This window comes from Paenibacillus solisilvae, assembly GCF_042656405.1.
Taxonomy (GTDB): domain Bacteria; phylum Bacillota; class Bacilli; order Paenibacillales; family Paenibacillaceae; genus Paenibacillus_Z; species Paenibacillus_Z solisilvae.
On sequence record NZ_JBHSOW010000114.1, the window covers coordinates 16,446 to 32,561 of the forward strand.

General features: G+C 46.2%; 16 protein-coding genes and 1 other annotated feature. All 16 genes read left to right on the forward strand.

The window, feature by feature from the left end:
* Positions 1 to 25 precede the first annotated feature (25 nt).
* The 16 genes from rlmB (at position 26) to rpsG (ending at position 16,106) form a co-directional block, all read left to right on the forward strand.
* Positions 26 to 796, forward strand: coding sequence for a 23S rRNA (guanosine(2251)-2'-O)-methyltransferase RlmB (gene rlmB, locus ACFPYJ_RS28630; RefSeq protein ID WP_379191667.1), 771 nt, complete (start codon positions 26 to 28; stop codon positions 794 to 796).
* 2 nt (positions 797 to 798) lie between these two features.
* The gene (locus ACFPYJ_RS28635) at positions 799 to 1,320 is read left to right on the forward strand and encodes an NYN domain-containing protein (protein ID WP_379191668.1); all 522 of its coding nucleotides are present in this window, start codon (positions 799 to 801) and stop codon (positions 1,318 to 1,320) included.
* Between the two features lie 299 nt (positions 1,321 to 1,619).
* The gene (gene sigH / locus ACFPYJ_RS28640) at positions 1,620 to 2,270 is read left to right on the forward strand and encodes an RNA polymerase sporulation sigma factor SigH (protein WP_379191669.1); all 651 of its coding nucleotides are present in this window, start codon (positions 1,620 to 1,622) and stop codon (positions 2,268 to 2,270) included.
* A gap of 333 nt (positions 2,271 to 2,603) precedes the next feature.
* Positions 2,604 to 2,753: a 50S ribosomal protein L33 gene (gene rpmG, locus ACFPYJ_RS28645; RefSeq protein ID WP_090583192.1), complete on the forward strand. Its 150-nt coding sequence runs from the start codon at positions 2,604 to 2,606 to the stop codon at positions 2,751 to 2,753.
* A 19-nt stretch (positions 2,754 to 2,772) separates the two neighbouring features.
* Positions 2,773 to 2,982 carry a preprotein translocase subunit SecE gene (secE, locus tag ACFPYJ_RS28650; protein WP_379191670.1) on the forward strand — a complete coding sequence of 70 codons (210 nt, stop codon included), beginning with the start codon at positions 2,773 to 2,775 and terminating at the stop codon, positions 2,980 to 2,982.
* Between the two features lie 35 nt (positions 2,983 to 3,017).
* Positions 3,018 to 3,551, forward strand: a complete 534-nt coding sequence (gene nusG, locus ACFPYJ_RS28655) for a transcription termination/antitermination protein NusG (protein WP_379191716.1) — start codon at positions 3,018 to 3,020, stop codon at positions 3,549 to 3,551.
* 89 nt (positions 3,552 to 3,640) lie between these two features.
* Positions 3,641 to 4,066, forward strand: a complete 426-nt coding sequence (gene rplK, locus ACFPYJ_RS28660; protein WP_379191671.1) for a 50S ribosomal protein L11 — start codon at positions 3,641 to 3,643, stop codon at positions 4,064 to 4,066.
* A 133-nt stretch (positions 4,067 to 4,199) separates the two neighbouring features.
* Positions 4,200 to 4,892, forward strand: a complete 693-nt coding sequence (rplA, locus tag ACFPYJ_RS28665) for a 50S ribosomal protein L1 (protein ID WP_379191717.1) — start codon at positions 4,200 to 4,202, stop codon at positions 4,890 to 4,892.
* A gap of 13 nt (positions 4,893 to 4,905) precedes the next feature.
* Positions 4,906 to 5,069, forward strand: a sequence feature (ribosomal protein L10 leader region).
* Between the two features lie 58 nt (positions 5,070 to 5,127).
* Entirely contained in the window at positions 5,128 to 5,625 is a 498-nt protein-coding gene (rplJ, locus tag ACFPYJ_RS28670; RefSeq protein ID WP_379191672.1) for a 50S ribosomal protein L10, read from the forward strand.
* Positions 5,626 to 5,700: 75 nt separating this feature from the next.
* Positions 5,701 to 6,063 (forward strand): 50S ribosomal protein L7/L12, encoded by a 363-nt coding sequence (rplL, locus tag ACFPYJ_RS28675; RefSeq protein ID WP_379191673.1) that lies wholly within the window; start codon positions 5,701 to 5,703, stop codon positions 6,061 to 6,063.
* A 129-nt stretch (positions 6,064 to 6,192) separates the two neighbouring features.
* Positions 6,193 to 6,810, forward strand: coding sequence for a class I SAM-dependent methyltransferase (locus tag ACFPYJ_RS28680; RefSeq protein WP_379191674.1), 618 nt, complete (start codon positions 6,193 to 6,195; stop codon positions 6,808 to 6,810).
* 346 nt (positions 6,811 to 7,156) lie between these two features.
* Positions 7,157 to 10,720, forward strand: a complete 3,564-nt coding sequence (gene rpoB, locus ACFPYJ_RS28685) for a DNA-directed RNA polymerase subunit beta (protein WP_379191718.1) — start codon at positions 7,157 to 7,159, stop codon at positions 10,718 to 10,720.
* A 179-nt stretch (positions 10,721 to 10,899) separates the two neighbouring features.
* A complete protein-coding gene (gene rpoC / locus ACFPYJ_RS28690; protein ID WP_465263372.1) occupies positions 10,900 to 14,502 on the forward strand; it encodes a DNA-directed RNA polymerase subunit beta' in 3,603 nt (1,200 codons plus the stop codon).
* Between the two features lie 281 nt (positions 14,503 to 14,783).
* Positions 14,784 to 15,017: a ribosomal L7Ae/L30e/S12e/Gadd45 family protein gene (locus tag ACFPYJ_RS28695; protein ID WP_379191676.1), complete on the forward strand. Its 234-nt coding sequence runs from the start codon at positions 14,784 to 14,786 to the stop codon at positions 15,015 to 15,017.
* A 133-nt stretch (positions 15,018 to 15,150) separates the two neighbouring features.
* On the forward strand, positions 15,151 to 15,570 hold the full coding sequence (gene rpsL / locus ACFPYJ_RS28700) for a 30S ribosomal protein S12 (RefSeq protein ID WP_125663892.1): 420 nt from the start codon (positions 15,151 to 15,153) through the stop codon (positions 15,568 to 15,570).
* 65 nt (positions 15,571 to 15,635) lie between these two features.
* Positions 15,636 to 16,106, forward strand: coding sequence for a 30S ribosomal protein S7 (gene rpsG, locus ACFPYJ_RS28705; RefSeq protein WP_161705072.1), 471 nt, complete (start codon positions 15,636 to 15,638; stop codon positions 16,104 to 16,106).
* Positions 16,107 to 16,116: the final 10 nt, after the last annotated feature.

Sequence of the window (16,116 nt, forward strand, 5' to 3'; positions counted from 1 at the left end):
AGGCCACGTTTAAGGAGGAAGAAGAATGACTGAGCACGATCAGGAACATGATGAATCGCAAGAATGGATAGCCGGTAAGCATCCGGTCATGGAAGCCATTCGGTCTGGCCGTGAAATTAATAAGCTCTGGATCGCGGAGCAAGCACAGAAGAATGCAGCGCCTATTGTTGCAGAAGCGAAGAAAGCGGGAATCATCGTTCAGTTTGCGGACAAGCGCAAGCTGGATCAGATGGTCGGAGGCGTGAATCATCAAGGTGTTGTCGCTCAAGCGGCAGCTTACCGCTATTACGAAATAGATGAGATATTGGAAGATGCGCGCAAGAACGGCGAAATGCCATTTTTGTTGCTGCTGGACGAGATTGAGGATCCGCATAACTTAGGTTCAATCCTGCGGACTGCGGAATGCACAGGTGTTCATGGAGTTATTATACCTAAACGCCGTTCAGCTTCGTTGACCGCAACGGTATCCAAAATCTCCGCCGGAGCAGTGGAGTATGTACCGGTTGCCCGCATTACCAATATGGCGCAGACAATCGATAAGCTCAAAGAAGCGGGAATCTGGATTGCGGGAGCAGACGTTGGGGCATCGCAGGATATGTTTGTCTCAAAGACAAGCTTTGATATGCCGCTGGCCATTGTCATTGGCAACGAGAGTAAGGGGATCGGGCGACTCATCAAGGAAAAATGTGATTTCCTCATCAAACTGCCGATGAATGGACGGCTCAACTCGCTGAATGCCTCGGTTGCAGCCGGTGTGTTGATGTACGAAGTGGTGCGTCAGCGCCAAAGCCGCTAACCATGCGCCGTCGTGAGGATGTGCTGCTTGTCGATGGCTACAATATGATTGGGGCATGGCCTATGCTGGCATCTTTGCGGGATAATCAACTGGAAGATGCGCGTGATCGGTTATTGGAAATGCTCGCAGATTATCAAGGCTATACCGGGATGGAGGTCATCGTTGTGTTCGACGCACATCAAGTTCCGGGAACCGGATCGACCTTCAGTCAATACCGCATAACAGTAGTCTACACAAAGGAAAAGGAAACGGCGGATGCATGCATCGAACGCCTTGCCTCGGAGCTGGCCATGCGCAGCCGCGATCTGTATGTGGCAACCTCTGATTTAGTGGAGCAGCATGTGGCCTTTGGTAAAGGGGCATTGCGTATTTCAGCAAGAGAACTCCTTATTAATATTCAACAAAATCGTAAAGCGATTGAAAAATCAATGGATTACGAAATGAAAACGCGCAATGAACTGAATAATAACCTTAGTTTAGAAGTTAAAACTCAACTCGAGAGATGGAGAAGAGGCCAAACCTAATGATGGTTAATGGTTAGAAATTTATGTTATGTTTTCTGACATTAACCGTTCATTATACGGGGGAAAATTCCAGAATTGCTAGATAATTAACGAACATTCGACATGAACTTGATTGACGCTTCAAGGTTACATAATGTATACTGAGTCTATGTTTCTTTTGAGAGAACGGTAGAATAAACCAATTTGTCCTATTAGTGTGATGAATAGGATCTCTTTTTTGAATGAGATGGTAAGTCGTCAAATTAGATTATAGCTTTAGTATTACGGAATGTACGCCTTTCGAACCGGAGGGATTGTTCGTGAGCATCGACCTCAAAGAATGGAAAACGCTGGACTTTGACTGCAGAACGGACGAAGACATTGTAGAAGCGGTTCGTGAAGGTGAAAGTGAAGCGCTGGAATATCTAATCAATAAGTACAAGAATTTTGTCCGTGCTAAAGCGCGTTCCTACTTTCTTATTGGGGCTGACCGCGAGGATATTGTTCAAGAAGGAATGATAGGATTATACAAAGCAATACGAGATTTCAAAGGCGATAAGCTTGCGTCCTTCAAGGCGTTTGCAGAGCTCTGTATAACGCGCCAAATCATTACAGCCATTAAGACGGCGACGCGGCAGAAGCATATTCCTCTGAATTCTTATGTTTCTTTGGACAAGCCCATCTACGATGAAGACTCCGATCGAACGCTGCTTGACGTTATCTGCGGGACGAGGGTTTCTGACCCGGAAGAATTAATTATCAATCAAGAAGAATTTATAGGTCTTGAAGACAAGATGTCAGAGATCTTGAGCGATTTAGAACGCAAAGTTCTGATGCTCTATCTCGATGGCCGGTCCTATCAGGAGATCGCGGTAGATTTGGATCGTCATGTGAAGTCAATTGATAATGCGCTTCAACGGGTTAAACGTAAATTGGAGCGTTATCTCGAAGTGCGGGACATAACCAATTAATTTCGATTGTTAGAGAGCCTTCGCGGCTCTTTTTTATTTGCGATAGTAGATTGATGGTTTGAAAAGAGGCTTGGCTGGAAATAATGAGCAAAGCGAGAGTCGGAAAACGGTCTATTTGCTGTGCGGAAATGCCTGTGTGCAGGGTGGAAATTACCAAGTGAATGTTATGGATTACGAATAGTTTCACGTTGACACTCCCCTATTGCTTATGATAAAGTGTTTTAGGTAGCCCTAAATTAGGTCTTTTTTTATGATGGGTACTGAATCAGGCGAGTTCCACATACAAACGCTTCAAACTTTTTTTATTTATGGTTGTTCGGGAGGTGTACAGCAATGCGGGTAATTATTACGTTGGCTTGCACAAACTGCAAACAAAGAAACTATGCTTCAAGCAAGAATAAACGGAATCACCCAGACCGCATCGAGATGAAGAAGTTCTGTAAGTATTGTAACGAACATACTCCTCATCGCGAAACTAGATAGGTCAATTGGAGGTGTGGACGTGGCATTTTTAGCTAAACTGAAGCAAAGCTTCGGATCGACGTTTTCCTTCTTTACCGACAGCTTCGCAGAATTGAAGAAAGTCCGCTGGCCAAGCCGGAAAGAGCTGACAAGCTATACACTCGTTGTTTTGATCACGATTATAGCGGTTACGATCTACTTTTGGGTGCTTGACATTGGAATTTCCGCACTGGTCGAACTGATTGTTTAAGAAGGGGCCAAGGGTGGCTTGTTATGGAAAAAGAAATGGAAAAAAGATGGTACGTTGTCCATACCTATTCTGGGTATGAAAACAAAGTAAAAGCGAACTTAGAGAAGCGTGTTGAATCTATGGGCATGGAAGATAAAATTTTCCGCGTGCTCGTTCCGATGGAAGAAGAAGTGGTGAACAAAGACGGCAAGTCAAAAGTCGTCATGCGTAAAGTTTACCCTGGATACGTCCTCGTAGAAATGGTTCAAACCGATGACTCTTGGTATGTTGTTCGCAATACACCTGGTGTTACTGGATTTGTCGGTTCGACAGGTTCAGGCTCGAAGCCAACTCCGCTGCTGCCTGATGAAGTGGAAGGAATCTTGCGTCACATGGGTATTGATGAGCCGAAACCGAAAATCGAATTCGATTTGCGGGAAACAGTTCGCGTCAAAGTTGGACCATTCGCTAATTTTGTCGGTACGGTGGAAGAAATTCTGCTCGACAAAAGCAAGTTGAAGGTTCATGTTAACATGTTTGGCAGGGAAACGCCGCTTGAACTCGATTACACGCAAGTGGAAAAGATTTAACGGTTCCATAACTGTCTAACAACATGTATAGTTGTAATGATGTAATGTCATTATGACGATGTGGATTACTCTGGCAAGGAGGTGTCAACATGGCAAAAAAAGTCATCAAGATGGTAAAACTGCAAGTTAATGCGGGTAAAGCGAATCCGGCTCCGCCGATCGGTCCTGCGCTAGGTCAAGCGGGTGTAAACATCATGGCGTTCTGTAAAGAGTTTAATGCTCGTACAGCCGACCAAGCTGGTTTGATCATTCCGGTTGAGATTACGGTATTTGAAGACCGTTCTTTCACATTTATCACTAAGACTCCACCAGCTGCTGTTCTTCTTCGCGTCGCAGCAAAGATTGAAAAAGGATCTGGTGAGCCTAACAAGAAGAAAGTTGCTACAGTTAAACGTGCAACAGTGCGTGAAATCGCTGAGCAAAAAATGCCTGACCTTAACGCAGCTTCAGTTGAAGCAGCTATGCGTATGGTTGAAGGTACAGCGCGCAGTATGGGCGTAGTAATCGAGGACTAATTCGATTCTCGCTGCTGCTGCAGGGCACGCCAGATGGCGTTGTCTGACTGAGGGGACTTATGGTCTCGCTCGGGTGGGAGGATCTCCATCAATGGAGGATTTTCCGTTATTACCACACAAGGAGGAGATTTTCATGGCTAAGAACGGTAAAAAATATCAAGAAGCTGTAAAGCTAATTGACAGCGAAGCTGCTTATGAGTCATTGGAAGCCATTGAACTCGTTAAGAAAGCAGCTACTGCAAAGTTCGACGAAACAGTTGAAGTTGCTGTTCGTTTGGGCGTAGATCCTAAGAAACAAGACCAAGCCGTTCGTGGGGTAGTTGTACTTCCGCATGGTACTGGTAAAACAAAACGCGTTCTCGTTTTTGCAAAAGGTGAAAAAGCCAAAGAAGCAGAAGCTGCAGGCGCAGATTATGTCGGCGATGCTGATGTAATCGCGAAAATCCAACAAGGCTGGTTCGAATTCGACGTTTGCGTCGCTACTCCGGACATGATGGCTGAAGTTGGTAAACTCGGACGTATTCTCGGTGGTAAAGGTCTCATGCCGAATCCGAAAGCGGGTACGGTAACATTTGATGTTACTAAAGCCGTGCAAGAGATCAAAGCCGGTAAAATCGAGTACCGTCTCGATAGAGCAGGTCAAATCCATGCGCCAATCGGTAAAGTATCGTTTGATGCAGATAAGCTGAACGAAAACCTTCGTACACTGGTAGATGCGCTTAACCGTGCGAAACCGGCAGCTGCTAAAGGGGTTTACCTGAAAAACATCGCCGTTTCCTCAACGATGGGCCCAAGCGCTCGTCTTAACGTTTCTGTATACCGTTAAGAGGATCGGAACTAAGAATTGAATATGCATACCGTAGACAGTAGGTGCCGGGAGGCTTAATTTCCTACCGAGGTGTTATGATAAACGTGTTTGTAAGCTTTTCGCCTTTATGGTTGAAATGATATACGGACCATCATGGCCTTCGCAATGTCTGCGGAGGCCTTTCTCATGCATCGCGGGAAAGGAATCCGCTGCAGCAATCGGGATGTGGATAACATAACGGGAGGTGTACATTATGGCAAACGCAAAAATCATCCAAGGTAAAGAACTGGCTGTTGGTGAGATTACGTCGAAACTTCGCGAAAGCTCCTCCTCAGTTGTTGCTGATTACCGTGGATTGAACGTGAAGCAAGTAACTGAGCTGCGTAAGCAATTGCGTGAAGCGAACATTGAGTTTCAAGTATTGAAAAACTCCTTGGTTCGCCGTGCTACTGCGAATGCTGAATTGACTGAACTTGATGCTATTTTGGCAGGCCCAACGGCTATCGCTTTCAGTAAAGAAGATGCAGTTGCTCCAGCTAAAATTTTGGCTGACTTCGCTAAGAAAAACGACGCTTTGAAATTGAAAGGCGGCGTTGTTGACGGGCAAGTGTTTAACGCGGATCAAATCAAAGCATTGGCGGATCTTCCGTCACGCGAAGGTTTGCTTTCCATGCTCCTCAGCGTCCTTCAAGCTCCTGTGCGCAACTTCGCCCTTGCTGTTAAAGCAGTGGCTGAGAAGCAAGAGGCTTAAGATTCGTATGATTAAGTTCGGCTTGCCGGACATCTTATTACCAAATAATAAAACAAACTACTGGAGGTTTATCTCATGAGTAAAGAGCAAATCTTGGAAGCCATTAAAGGCATGAACGTTCTTGAATTGAACGACCTGGTTAAAGCAATCGAAGAAGAATTCGGCGTAACAGCAGCAGCACCAGTTGCAGCTGGCGGCGGCGCAGCAGCAGCTGTGGTTGAAGAGCAATCTGAATTTGACGTAATCTTGGTTAGCGCTGGCGCTTCCAAAATCAACGTTATCAAAGCAGTTCGCGAAATCACAGGTCTTGGCCTGAAAGAAGCGAAAGACGTTGTTGATGGCGCTCCTAAAGCAATCAAAGAACGTGTTGCTAAAGAAGAAGCAGACTCAATCAAAGCAAAACTTGAAGCAGCAGGCGCTTCTATCGAAGTTAAGTAATAGCTGTACAGGTATAGCGGCGAACCCCTTGAGGCGAAAGCTTCAAGGGGTTCGCTTTATTGATTGGATCATTTCGATCAACGCAATGAAGTCCGTTGTTCTCAATCTCATTCTCGCAGGAGGGATATGATGTCGGACCATTACTACACACAGAAGCCTAGTGTAAAGAGTGAAAAACAGCAGCTGGAGACCACATTGCGTGGTCATAAAATGCGATTTAACACGGATTCTGGCGTTTTTTCCAAAACAGGCATTGATTTTGGCAGCCGCGTATTAATTGAAGCATTGGATTTAGATGATGCTGCACAAGTACTTGATGTTGGCTGTGGATATGGACCGATCGGTATTACAGCGGCTATGCTTGCTTCAAAAGGTCATGTGACCATGATTGATATTAATGAACGAGCTATCGAACTGGCTTTAGAGAATGCGAAGCTTAATGGCGTTTCCAATGTTTCGGTTCTGCAAAGCGATCTGTTCGAACGCGTATCCGATTTGAAGTTTGATGTAATCATCACCAATCCGCCCATTCGCGCGGGTAAGGAGGTTGTGCATCGGATCTTCGAGGACGGTGAGAAACTGCTGAGACCTGGTGGTTCGATGTGGGTGGTTATACAGAAGAAGCAGGGAGCTCCGTCGGCTTTAGCGAAACTTGAATCGTTATTTGCAAAAGTGGAAGAAGTAACGAAAGACAAGGGATATCGCATTTTCCGGGCAAAAAAGGAAGAAAAGGAAAAGCCTTATTAATTTGTTGACTTGACAACATCGATGTGGTATCATTATAAAATGTCAGCATTAAAATGGGCTCAATGTCTTTAGTCGACTAAAATGTCAAGCGCTATTTTAAAGCCCTAAAAATAACAATTATTTTTAGGAATAGAATTAGCGGGTTTGACGTATAATGTTTACGTTTTGGGCAAAATTATTTGGTAGGGGACTTTTGCGGTTGATAGACCGCAGAGGTGCGATTGACAGAAACATGCTCTTTTTTCGAGTTATCGATAAGGGCTTTTCTTTATTGGATCAGAATTTGCCTGCTGCACATTCTGATTTTGTGAATACAAGATCTTTGTTCACTTTCTGTGAAGCAGACATGAGGGGTGAGGTTAAGTTGGCAGGACAACTTGTTCAGTATGGGCGACGCATGCGTAGAAGCTATGCCCGCATCCGCGAGGTGCTTGAAGTTCCGAACCTGATTGAAATCCAACAAAAATCGTACGAGAAATTTTTGGAGAAAGATTTATTAGAGCTTTTCCAAGATATCTCGCCGATTCAGGATTTTACAGGTAATTTGATGCTTGAGTTCATCGATTATTCGCTCGGTGAGCCGAAGTATTCGGTCGATGAATCGAAAGAGCGCGACGTAACCTATGCAGCACCGCTGCGCGTTAAAGTTCGGCTCATCAATAAGGAAACCGGCGAAGTGAAAGAGCAAGAAGTGTTCATGGGCGATTTTCCGCTGATGACCGAAACAGGCACCTTTATTATTAATGGTGCGGAACGGGTTATTGTAAGCCAATTGGTTCGCTCACCTAGCGTCTACTTTAGCACGAAAGTGGACAAAAACGGCAAGAAAAATTATACGGCTACAGTAATTCCGAACCGCGGCGCTTGGCTGGAGCTTGAAACCGATGCGAAGGACATCATTTATGTCCGGATTGACCGCACACGTAAAATCCCGGTGACGGTTCTTCTTCGTGCGCTCGGCTTTGGTACAGATGCTGAGATTCTAGATTTGCTTGGTCATGACGAATATATTCGCAATACACTCGATAAAGACAACACGGATTCCACGGAGAAAGCGCTCATTGAGATTTACGAACGTCTTCGTCCGGGTGAGCCGCCGACATTGGATAATGCAAAGAGCTTGCTGGTCGCACGTTTCTTTGATCCAAAACGCTATGACCTAGCGAATGTCGGACGTTACAAAATCAATAAGAAGCTTCATATCAAGAACCGGTTGTTCAATCAGAGGCTTGCAGAAACGCTGATCGATCCTTCCACAGGAGAAATCCTTGCTGAAGCAGGTCAAATGATTGATCGTCGACTTCTTGATGAGCTTATCCCTCATTTGGAGAATAACGTAGGCTTCAAAACTTACCACGTTGCTAACGGTGTTCTTGATGCCGATAGTATTCCACTCCAAACGATCAGCGTATTCTCTCCGCTGGATGAAGCTAAAGTTATTAAAGTCATTGCTAATGGAATTATAGATAAAGGGGTTAAGCATATTACCCCTGCTGACATCATCTCGTCGATCAATTACTTTATTGATCTGCTGCATGGTGTGGGAAGCACGGATGACATTGACCATCTTGGTAACCGTCGTTTGCGCTCCGTTGGCGAATTGCTGCAAAACCAGTTCCGTATTGGTTTATCCCGGATGGAACGTGTTGTTCGTGAGCGTATGTCCATTCAGGATGCCAATGCCATTACACCGCAGGCGTTGATTAATATCAGGCCGGTAATCGCGTCCATAAAAGAGTTCTTTGGTTCATCCCAGCTTTCGCAATTTATGGATCAAACGAATCCGCTAGCTGAGCTGACGCATAAACGCCGTTTATCCGCACTCGGACCCGGCGGTTTGACGCGTGAGCGCGCGGGCTTTGAGGTACGTGACGTTCATAACTCTCACTACGGCCGTATGTGCCCGATTGAGACGCCAGAGGGACCGAACATTGGGTTGATCAACTCCTTGTCCACGTTTGCCCGTATTAACGAATATGGTTTCATTGAAGCTCCATACCGTTGGGTAGATCCGAAGACAGCGATCGTAACGGAACAAATTGCATATTTGACTGCGGATGAAGAAGACAATTACGTCATCGCACAAGCGAATGCGAAGCTGAATGATGATGGTACATTCGTTGAAGATGCAGTTATCGTTCGTTACAACAAACAAGCGGATAACATCTTGACGATGCCGACAGAGCGTGTAGACTACATGGACGTTTCACCGAAACAGGTTGTATCGGTTGCGACGGCTCTCATTCCGTTCCTCGAGAACGATGACTCTAACCGCGCATTGATGGGTTCCAACATGCAGCGGCAGGCTGTCCCTCTCCTTATACCGAAGGCTCCACTTGTCGGTACAGGCATGGAGCATAAGTCTGCGAAAGACTCAGGTGTATGTATTGTTGCCAAATACGATGGAATTATCGAGCGTGTTTCAGCTAACGAGATTTGGCTTCGCCGCGTTGAGTTAGTTGATGGCAAGCCGGTTACAGGAGACCTTGTCAAACAGAAACTGCATAAATTTATGCGTTCTAACCAAGGTACATGCATCAACCAACGTCCGCTTTGCCGTAAAGGCGATATCGTGAAGAAAGGCGATATTCTTGCAGATGGCCCTTCCACTGAAATGGGCGAACTAGCTCTTGGACGTAACGTAGTAGTTGCGTTTATGACATGGGAAGGCTACAACTACGAGGATGCCATTCTTCTAAGTGAGAAGCTCGTTAAAGAAGATGTATATACTTCTATTCATATTGAAGAATATGAATCCGAAGCTCGTGATACGAAGCTTGGGCCTGAAGAAATTACTCGCGATATCCCGAATGTCGGGGAAGAAGCGCTTCGCAACTTGGATGAGCGCGGAATTATCCGTGTAGGTGCTGAGATTAGTGCTGGAGACATTCTAGTTGGTAAGGTAACGCCTAAGGGTGTTACGGAGCTGACGGCTGAAGAACGTTTGCTTCATGCTATCTTCGGTGAGAAAGCTCGCGAAGTTCGCGATACAAGCCTTCGAGTGCCGCATGGTACAGACGGTATTGTCGTTGACGTTAAAGTATTTACCCGTGAGAACGGCGATGAACTGCCGCCAGGCGTTAACCAGCTCGTTCGTGCGTACATCGCGCAGAAACGTAAAATCTCCGAGGGAGATAAAATGGCTGGTCGTCACGGTAACAAAGGGGTTATCGCTCGTATTCTTCCGGAGGAAGACATGCCGTTCCTTCCTGATGGTACGCCGGTAGAGGTTGTTCTAAACCCGCTGGGGGTTCCTTCACGGATGAACATCGGTCAAGTGCTTGAAGTCCACCTTGGTATGGCATGTAAACACCTAGGTATTCATGCAGCGACACCGGTATTCGACGGAGCGCGTGAGCATGACGTGTTTAACTCCATGGAAGAAGCAGGCATGCAGCGTAACGGTAAGACTGTTCTCTACGATGGCCGCTCTGGTGAAGAGTTCGAGCGTGAAGTTACAGTCGGCGTCATGTACATGATTAAACTGGCTCACATGGTTGATGATAAAATCCATGCCCGTTCCACAGGTCCTTACTCACTTGTTACTCAGCAGCCGCTGGGTGGTAAAGCGCAGTTCGGTGGACAGCGTTTCGGGGAGATGGAGGTTTGGGCGCTTGAGGCTTATGGTGCGGCTTATACGCTGCAGGAGATTTTGACTGTTAAATCCGATGATGTCGTCGGACGTGTCAAAACCTATGAGTCTATCGTTAAGGGCGAGAATGTCCCGGAACCAGGCGTACCGGAATCGTTTAAGGTTTTGATCAAAGAACTCCAGAGCTTAGGTATGGATGTTAAAATCTTAACCGAGAACGAAGAAGAGATTGAAATGAAAGAAATCGACGACGAGGATGATGGAGCTAGCGATAAGCTCAATCTAAACCTTGAAGGAACCGAGGTAGGCGTCGAATAACGGTTGTAAGGATGTAAGACAAGATAGATCGCCAATCCGCCTTCACGGACGGAGCCCATGCCGGACTGCAGAGCCTAGGTTCTGCAGTCCGGCATGGAATGGCATGTACGGTACGTAAACATAAGTGAACCATAACGAAGGAGGGTTGCTCCTTGTTGGACGTGAACAACTTCGAGTATATGAAGATTGGATTGGCATCTCCGGATAAAATCCGCTCTTGGTCCCGTGGAGAAGTGAAGAAGCCGGAAACGATCAACTATAGAACGTTGAAACCGGAAAAAGAAGGCCTCTTCTGTGAGAAGATCTTCGGACCAACGAAAGATTGGGAGTGCCATTGCGGCAAGTATAAACGCGTTCGTTACAAGGGCGTTGTCTGTGATCGTTGCGGCGTTGAAGTAACTCGTGCTAAAGTCCGTCGCGAACGGATGGGGCACATTGAGCTTGCTGCTCCTGTATCACATATTTGGTACTTCAAAGGGATTCCAAGTCGTATGGGGCTTGCACTGGATATGTCACCGCGTTCGTTGGAAGAGATTATTTACTTTGCATCTTATGTTGTAACTGATCCAGGGGATACGCCGCTTGAGAAAAAGCAGCTGTTATCCGAGAAGGAATACCGCAGCTACCGTGAGAAATACGGTTATGGGTTCCATGCTGGCATGGGTGCTGAGGCGGTTAAGAAACTTTTACAGGACATCGATGTAGAACGTGAACTTGAGACGTTGAAGGAAGACCTTCGCACAGCTCAAGGACAGCGTCGTAATCGTGCCATTAAACGTCTTGAAGTCATTGAAGCATTCCGTAACTCTGGCAATATGCCGGAATGGATGATTCTTGATGTGCTTCCGGTTATCCCGCCTGAACTGCGCCCAATGGTACAGCTCGACGGTGGCCGTTTTGCAACTTCTGACCTTAATGATCTGTATCGTCGTGTTATTAATCGTAACAACCGTCTAAAACGTCTTTTGGATCTCGGTGCACCTGATATTATCGTGCAGAACGAGAAACGGATGCTTCAAGAAGCGGTTGATGCGCTGATCGATAACGGCCGTCGTGGACGTCCGGTAACAGGTCCGGGTAACCGTCCGCTTAAATCCCTCAGTCATATGCTGAAAGGTAAGCAGGGACGTTTCCGTCAGAACCTACTAGGTAAACGGGTTGACTACTCTGGCCGTTCCGTTATCGTTGTAGGGCCTAGTCTCAAAATGTATCAATGCGGTCTTCCTAAAGAAATGGCGCTTGAGCTTTTCAAGCCTTTCGTCATGAAAGAGCTTGTTAATAAAGGCTTGGCGCATAACATTAAGAGCGCAAAACGCAAAGTTGAACGCGTAAGTCCAGAGGTTTGGGATGTCCTTGAAGAAGTCATTAAGGAGCATCCGGTTCTTCTGAACCGTGCCCCGACCCTTCACAGATTGGGTATCCAAGCATTTGAGCCGATTCTCGTAGAGGGACGCGCAATCAAACTGCATCCGCTCGTATGTACCGCTTATAACGCGGATTTCGACGGTGACCAAATGGCTGTTCACGTACCATTGTCTGCTGAAGCACAAGCGGAAGCAAGACTTCTTATGCTGGCATCGGGTAACATTTTGAACCCGAAAGACGGTAAACCGGTCGTTACACCTTCACAGGATATGGTTCTAGGAAGCTTCTACTTAACAATGGATAATAAAGAAGCCAAGGGCAGCGGATCTGTATTTGCTTCCGTTAATGAAGCGATTTCTGCGTACCAACGTGGTATCGTATCCCTGCATGCGCGGATTTTCATGCCAGTTAAAGTGTTGAATAAGGTTCTCTTTACGGAAGCTCAACAAAAATCGCTGATCTCAACTACGGTTGGTAAAGTTATTTTCAATGAGATTTTCCCTGAGGATTTCCCTTATATCAATGAGCCTACTAAAGTTAACCTGCTGCAAGGAACACCGGATAAATATTTCGTGTACGAAAAAGGTGCAGACCTTATTAAGTTTATGAACGAAGTACCTCAAATGGGCGGTGTTGGTAAAGAGTACCTCGGTCTTGTGATCGCGGAATGCTTCCGTCAATACCACACAACGAAGACTTCGATTATGCTCGATAAGATCAAACAACTCGGATTCACTTACTCCACACGTGCGGGTATCACAATCGCGGTTTCAGACGTTATCGTTCCGCCGGAGAAAGTTGACATTCTGAAGGAGTCTGAAGACAAGGTCAAAGTCGTTTCCAATCAATACCGCAGAGGTTTGATTACGAACGAAGAGCGTTATGACCGCGTTATTGATATCTGGGGTAAAACCAAAGATGCCATTACGGATATCCTCATGAAATCGATGGATCGTTACAACTCCATCATGCTCATGGTTGATTCCAAAGCACGGGGTAACAAATCACAAATTACACAGCTTGGCGGTATGCGTGGTCTGATGGCGAATCCATCGGGTCGGATCATCGAGTTGCCAATCAAATCGAATTTCCGTGAAGGTCTGACCGTTCTCGAGTACTTTATCTCGACGCATGGTGCTCGTAAAGGTCTTGCCGATACGGCGCTTCGTACAGCGGATTCCGGTTACTTGACTCGTCGACTTGTTGACGTTGCACAAGATGTTATCGTTCGTGAAGACGATTGCGGTACAGACAAAGGATTTACAGTTAGCAAAATTCAAGACGGTAAAGAGGTTATTGAGGATCTCTATGACCGTATTGAGGGACGCTACTCCTTTGAAACGGTCCGCAATCCGCAAACTGGCGAAATCATTCTTCACCGCAACCAGCTTATCGACTCAAACAAAGCGGAAGAAGTAATCGAAGCCGGTGTAGAGAAACTGCAAATTCGTTCTGTTCTTAGCTGCCGTGCGCGTCACGGGGTTTGTAAGATTTGTTATGGACGGAACCTTGCGACTGGTAAGTTCGTTGAAATCGGTGAAGCGGTTGGTATCATTGCCGCACAATCCATCGGTGAGCCAGGAACGCAGCTTACAATGCGTACGTTCCATACCGGCGGTGTGGCGGGAGACGATATTACACAAGGTTTGCCGCGTATTCAAGAGCTTTTCGAGGCGCGTAATCCTAAAGGCCAAGCGATCATTTCCGAACTCGACGGTGTTATTAAAGACATCCGTGAAACGAAGGATCGCCGTGAAATAGAAGTGCAGGGTGAAGCGGAATCGAAAGTCTATGCAGTCACCTATGGTTCCCGTATTCGTGTTACCAAAGGCAAGCAGATCGAAGCCGGCGATGAGCTGACAGACGGTTCTATCGATCCGAAAGATATGCTTCGCATTAAAGGTATCCGCGGCGTACAGAACTATATCCTGCAAGAGGTTCAGCGTGTTTACCGTAACCAAGGGGTAGAAATCAACGATAAGCATATCGAAGTTATGATCAAACAGATGCTTCGTAAAATCCGTATCGTTGAAGCTGGTGAAACACCGCTGCTGCCGGGTGCGTTTGTAGACATTCATGAATACGAGGCGAATAACCGTGAGGCTATCCTCTCTGGTAAAGAGCCTGCTGTCGCAAAACCTGTATTGCTTGGTATTACGAAAGCATCTCTTGAGACAGATTCCTTCTTGTCAGCCGCGTCATTCCAGGAGACAACTCGTGTCCTCACCGACGCAGCAATTAAAGGTAAAGTTGACCAATTGCTCGGACTGAAAGAAAATGTTATCATCGGTAAGCTCATCCCGGCTGGTACGGGAATGCAGCGTTACCGGGGCATTAGACTTTCAGGCGCAGGGATGGACGATTATGCCGTTCAGGCAGAGGAACAACAAGAAGCAGAAACCGTTACGGTTGAATAGAATATAGTAGTGGTACTGTAACTCTATAGTTGCATGCCGCAAAGAGCGAACGGATACGATCTGCCTTTGCAGACCGGACCCAATCGCTCTTTGCGCCGTCATGCGAATATAGGTTTACAAAATCTGCATCATCATTATGTATAAAGCAGCTTGACATAACAGTAAGCTAGATGCTAATATGTCGAAGTGTGCCTAATTGCAAAGCCCCTGCACTGGTCCTTTCAGAACTTTTATCTACTTAAAAGATTGAGTTTTGACTTGGTTTAGAAGGATGGGATTGCATGCAGTTTGTTATCGGTAGTAAACAGACGACGAAGATGGTAGAGCAAGGCAAAGCCACTGAAGTCTATGTTGCACAAGATACAGATCCGCGATTGAAGGACAACATTGTCCGACTATGCGAAGCGGCGAACGTTCCAATCTCTTGGGTTGAAACGATGAAGATTCTTGGGGAAACTTGTGGAATTGAAGTCGGGGCTGCGATGGCGGCGGTGGTAATACCGGAAAAAGAATAAGGAAATATCGTTTTTACCGAGAGAAGGATGCGGTAAGAACTTTCATTTGTTTCTTTATGAACCGCCTGGATCTGTGGGCTTAAATAGCCAGTATCGCTTGAAAGGTTTATTAATGTGGGAAGGGGGTGGCAACATGCCAACTATTAACCAGTTAGTCCGTAAAGGCCGTGAAGCGAAAGTCGTTAAATCGAAATCGCCAGCGCTGCAAAGAGGATTTAACGCATTGAAACGTGAGGAAACAAACCTTAGCGCGCCTCAAAAACGCGGTGTTTGTACTCGTGTAGGCACGATGACGCCGAAGAAACCTAACTCCGCTTTGCGGAAATATGCGCGTGTTCGTTTAACTAACCGCGTAGAGGTTACAGCTTATATCGGAGGTATCGGTCACAACTTGCAAGAGCATAGCGTGGTATTGGTTCGCGGAGGCCGGGTTAAAGATCTTCCGGGTGTACGTTACCATATCGTTCGCGGTGCGCTTGATACTGCAGGTGTGAACAACCGTAAGCAAGCACGTTCCAAATACGGTACTAAACGTCCTAAAGTTAAGAAATAAGACATAACTGCAAGCAGTTCGTGTTATCCTAAACGAAATGAATATGAAGAAAGGGGGACTTCCTCATGCCACGCAAAGGTCCAGTAACAAAACGTGATGTTTTGCCAGATCCGATGTACAGCAGCAAACTCGTTACTCGTTTGATCAACCGTATCATGGTCGACGGTAAACGCGGTGTAGCAGCAACAATTTTGTATGATGCGTTCAAGCTAATCAACGAACGTACAGGCAAAGATCCGATGGAAGTTTTTGAAGTAGCAATTAAGAACATTATGCCAGTGCTCGAAGTTAAGGCACGTCGTGTCGGTGGTTCGAACTATCAAGTACCGATCGAAGTTAAACCTGAACGTCGCACGGCGCTTGGTCTCCGTTGGCTCGTGAATTACTCACGTAACCGCGGTGAGAAAACGATGGAAGAGCGTTTGGCTGCTGAGATTATCGACGCATCCAATAACACTGGTTCATCTGTTAAAAAACGCGAAGATACGCATAAAATGGCTGAAGCGAATAAAGCATTCGCTCACTATCGTTGGTAGAATTCGCTTA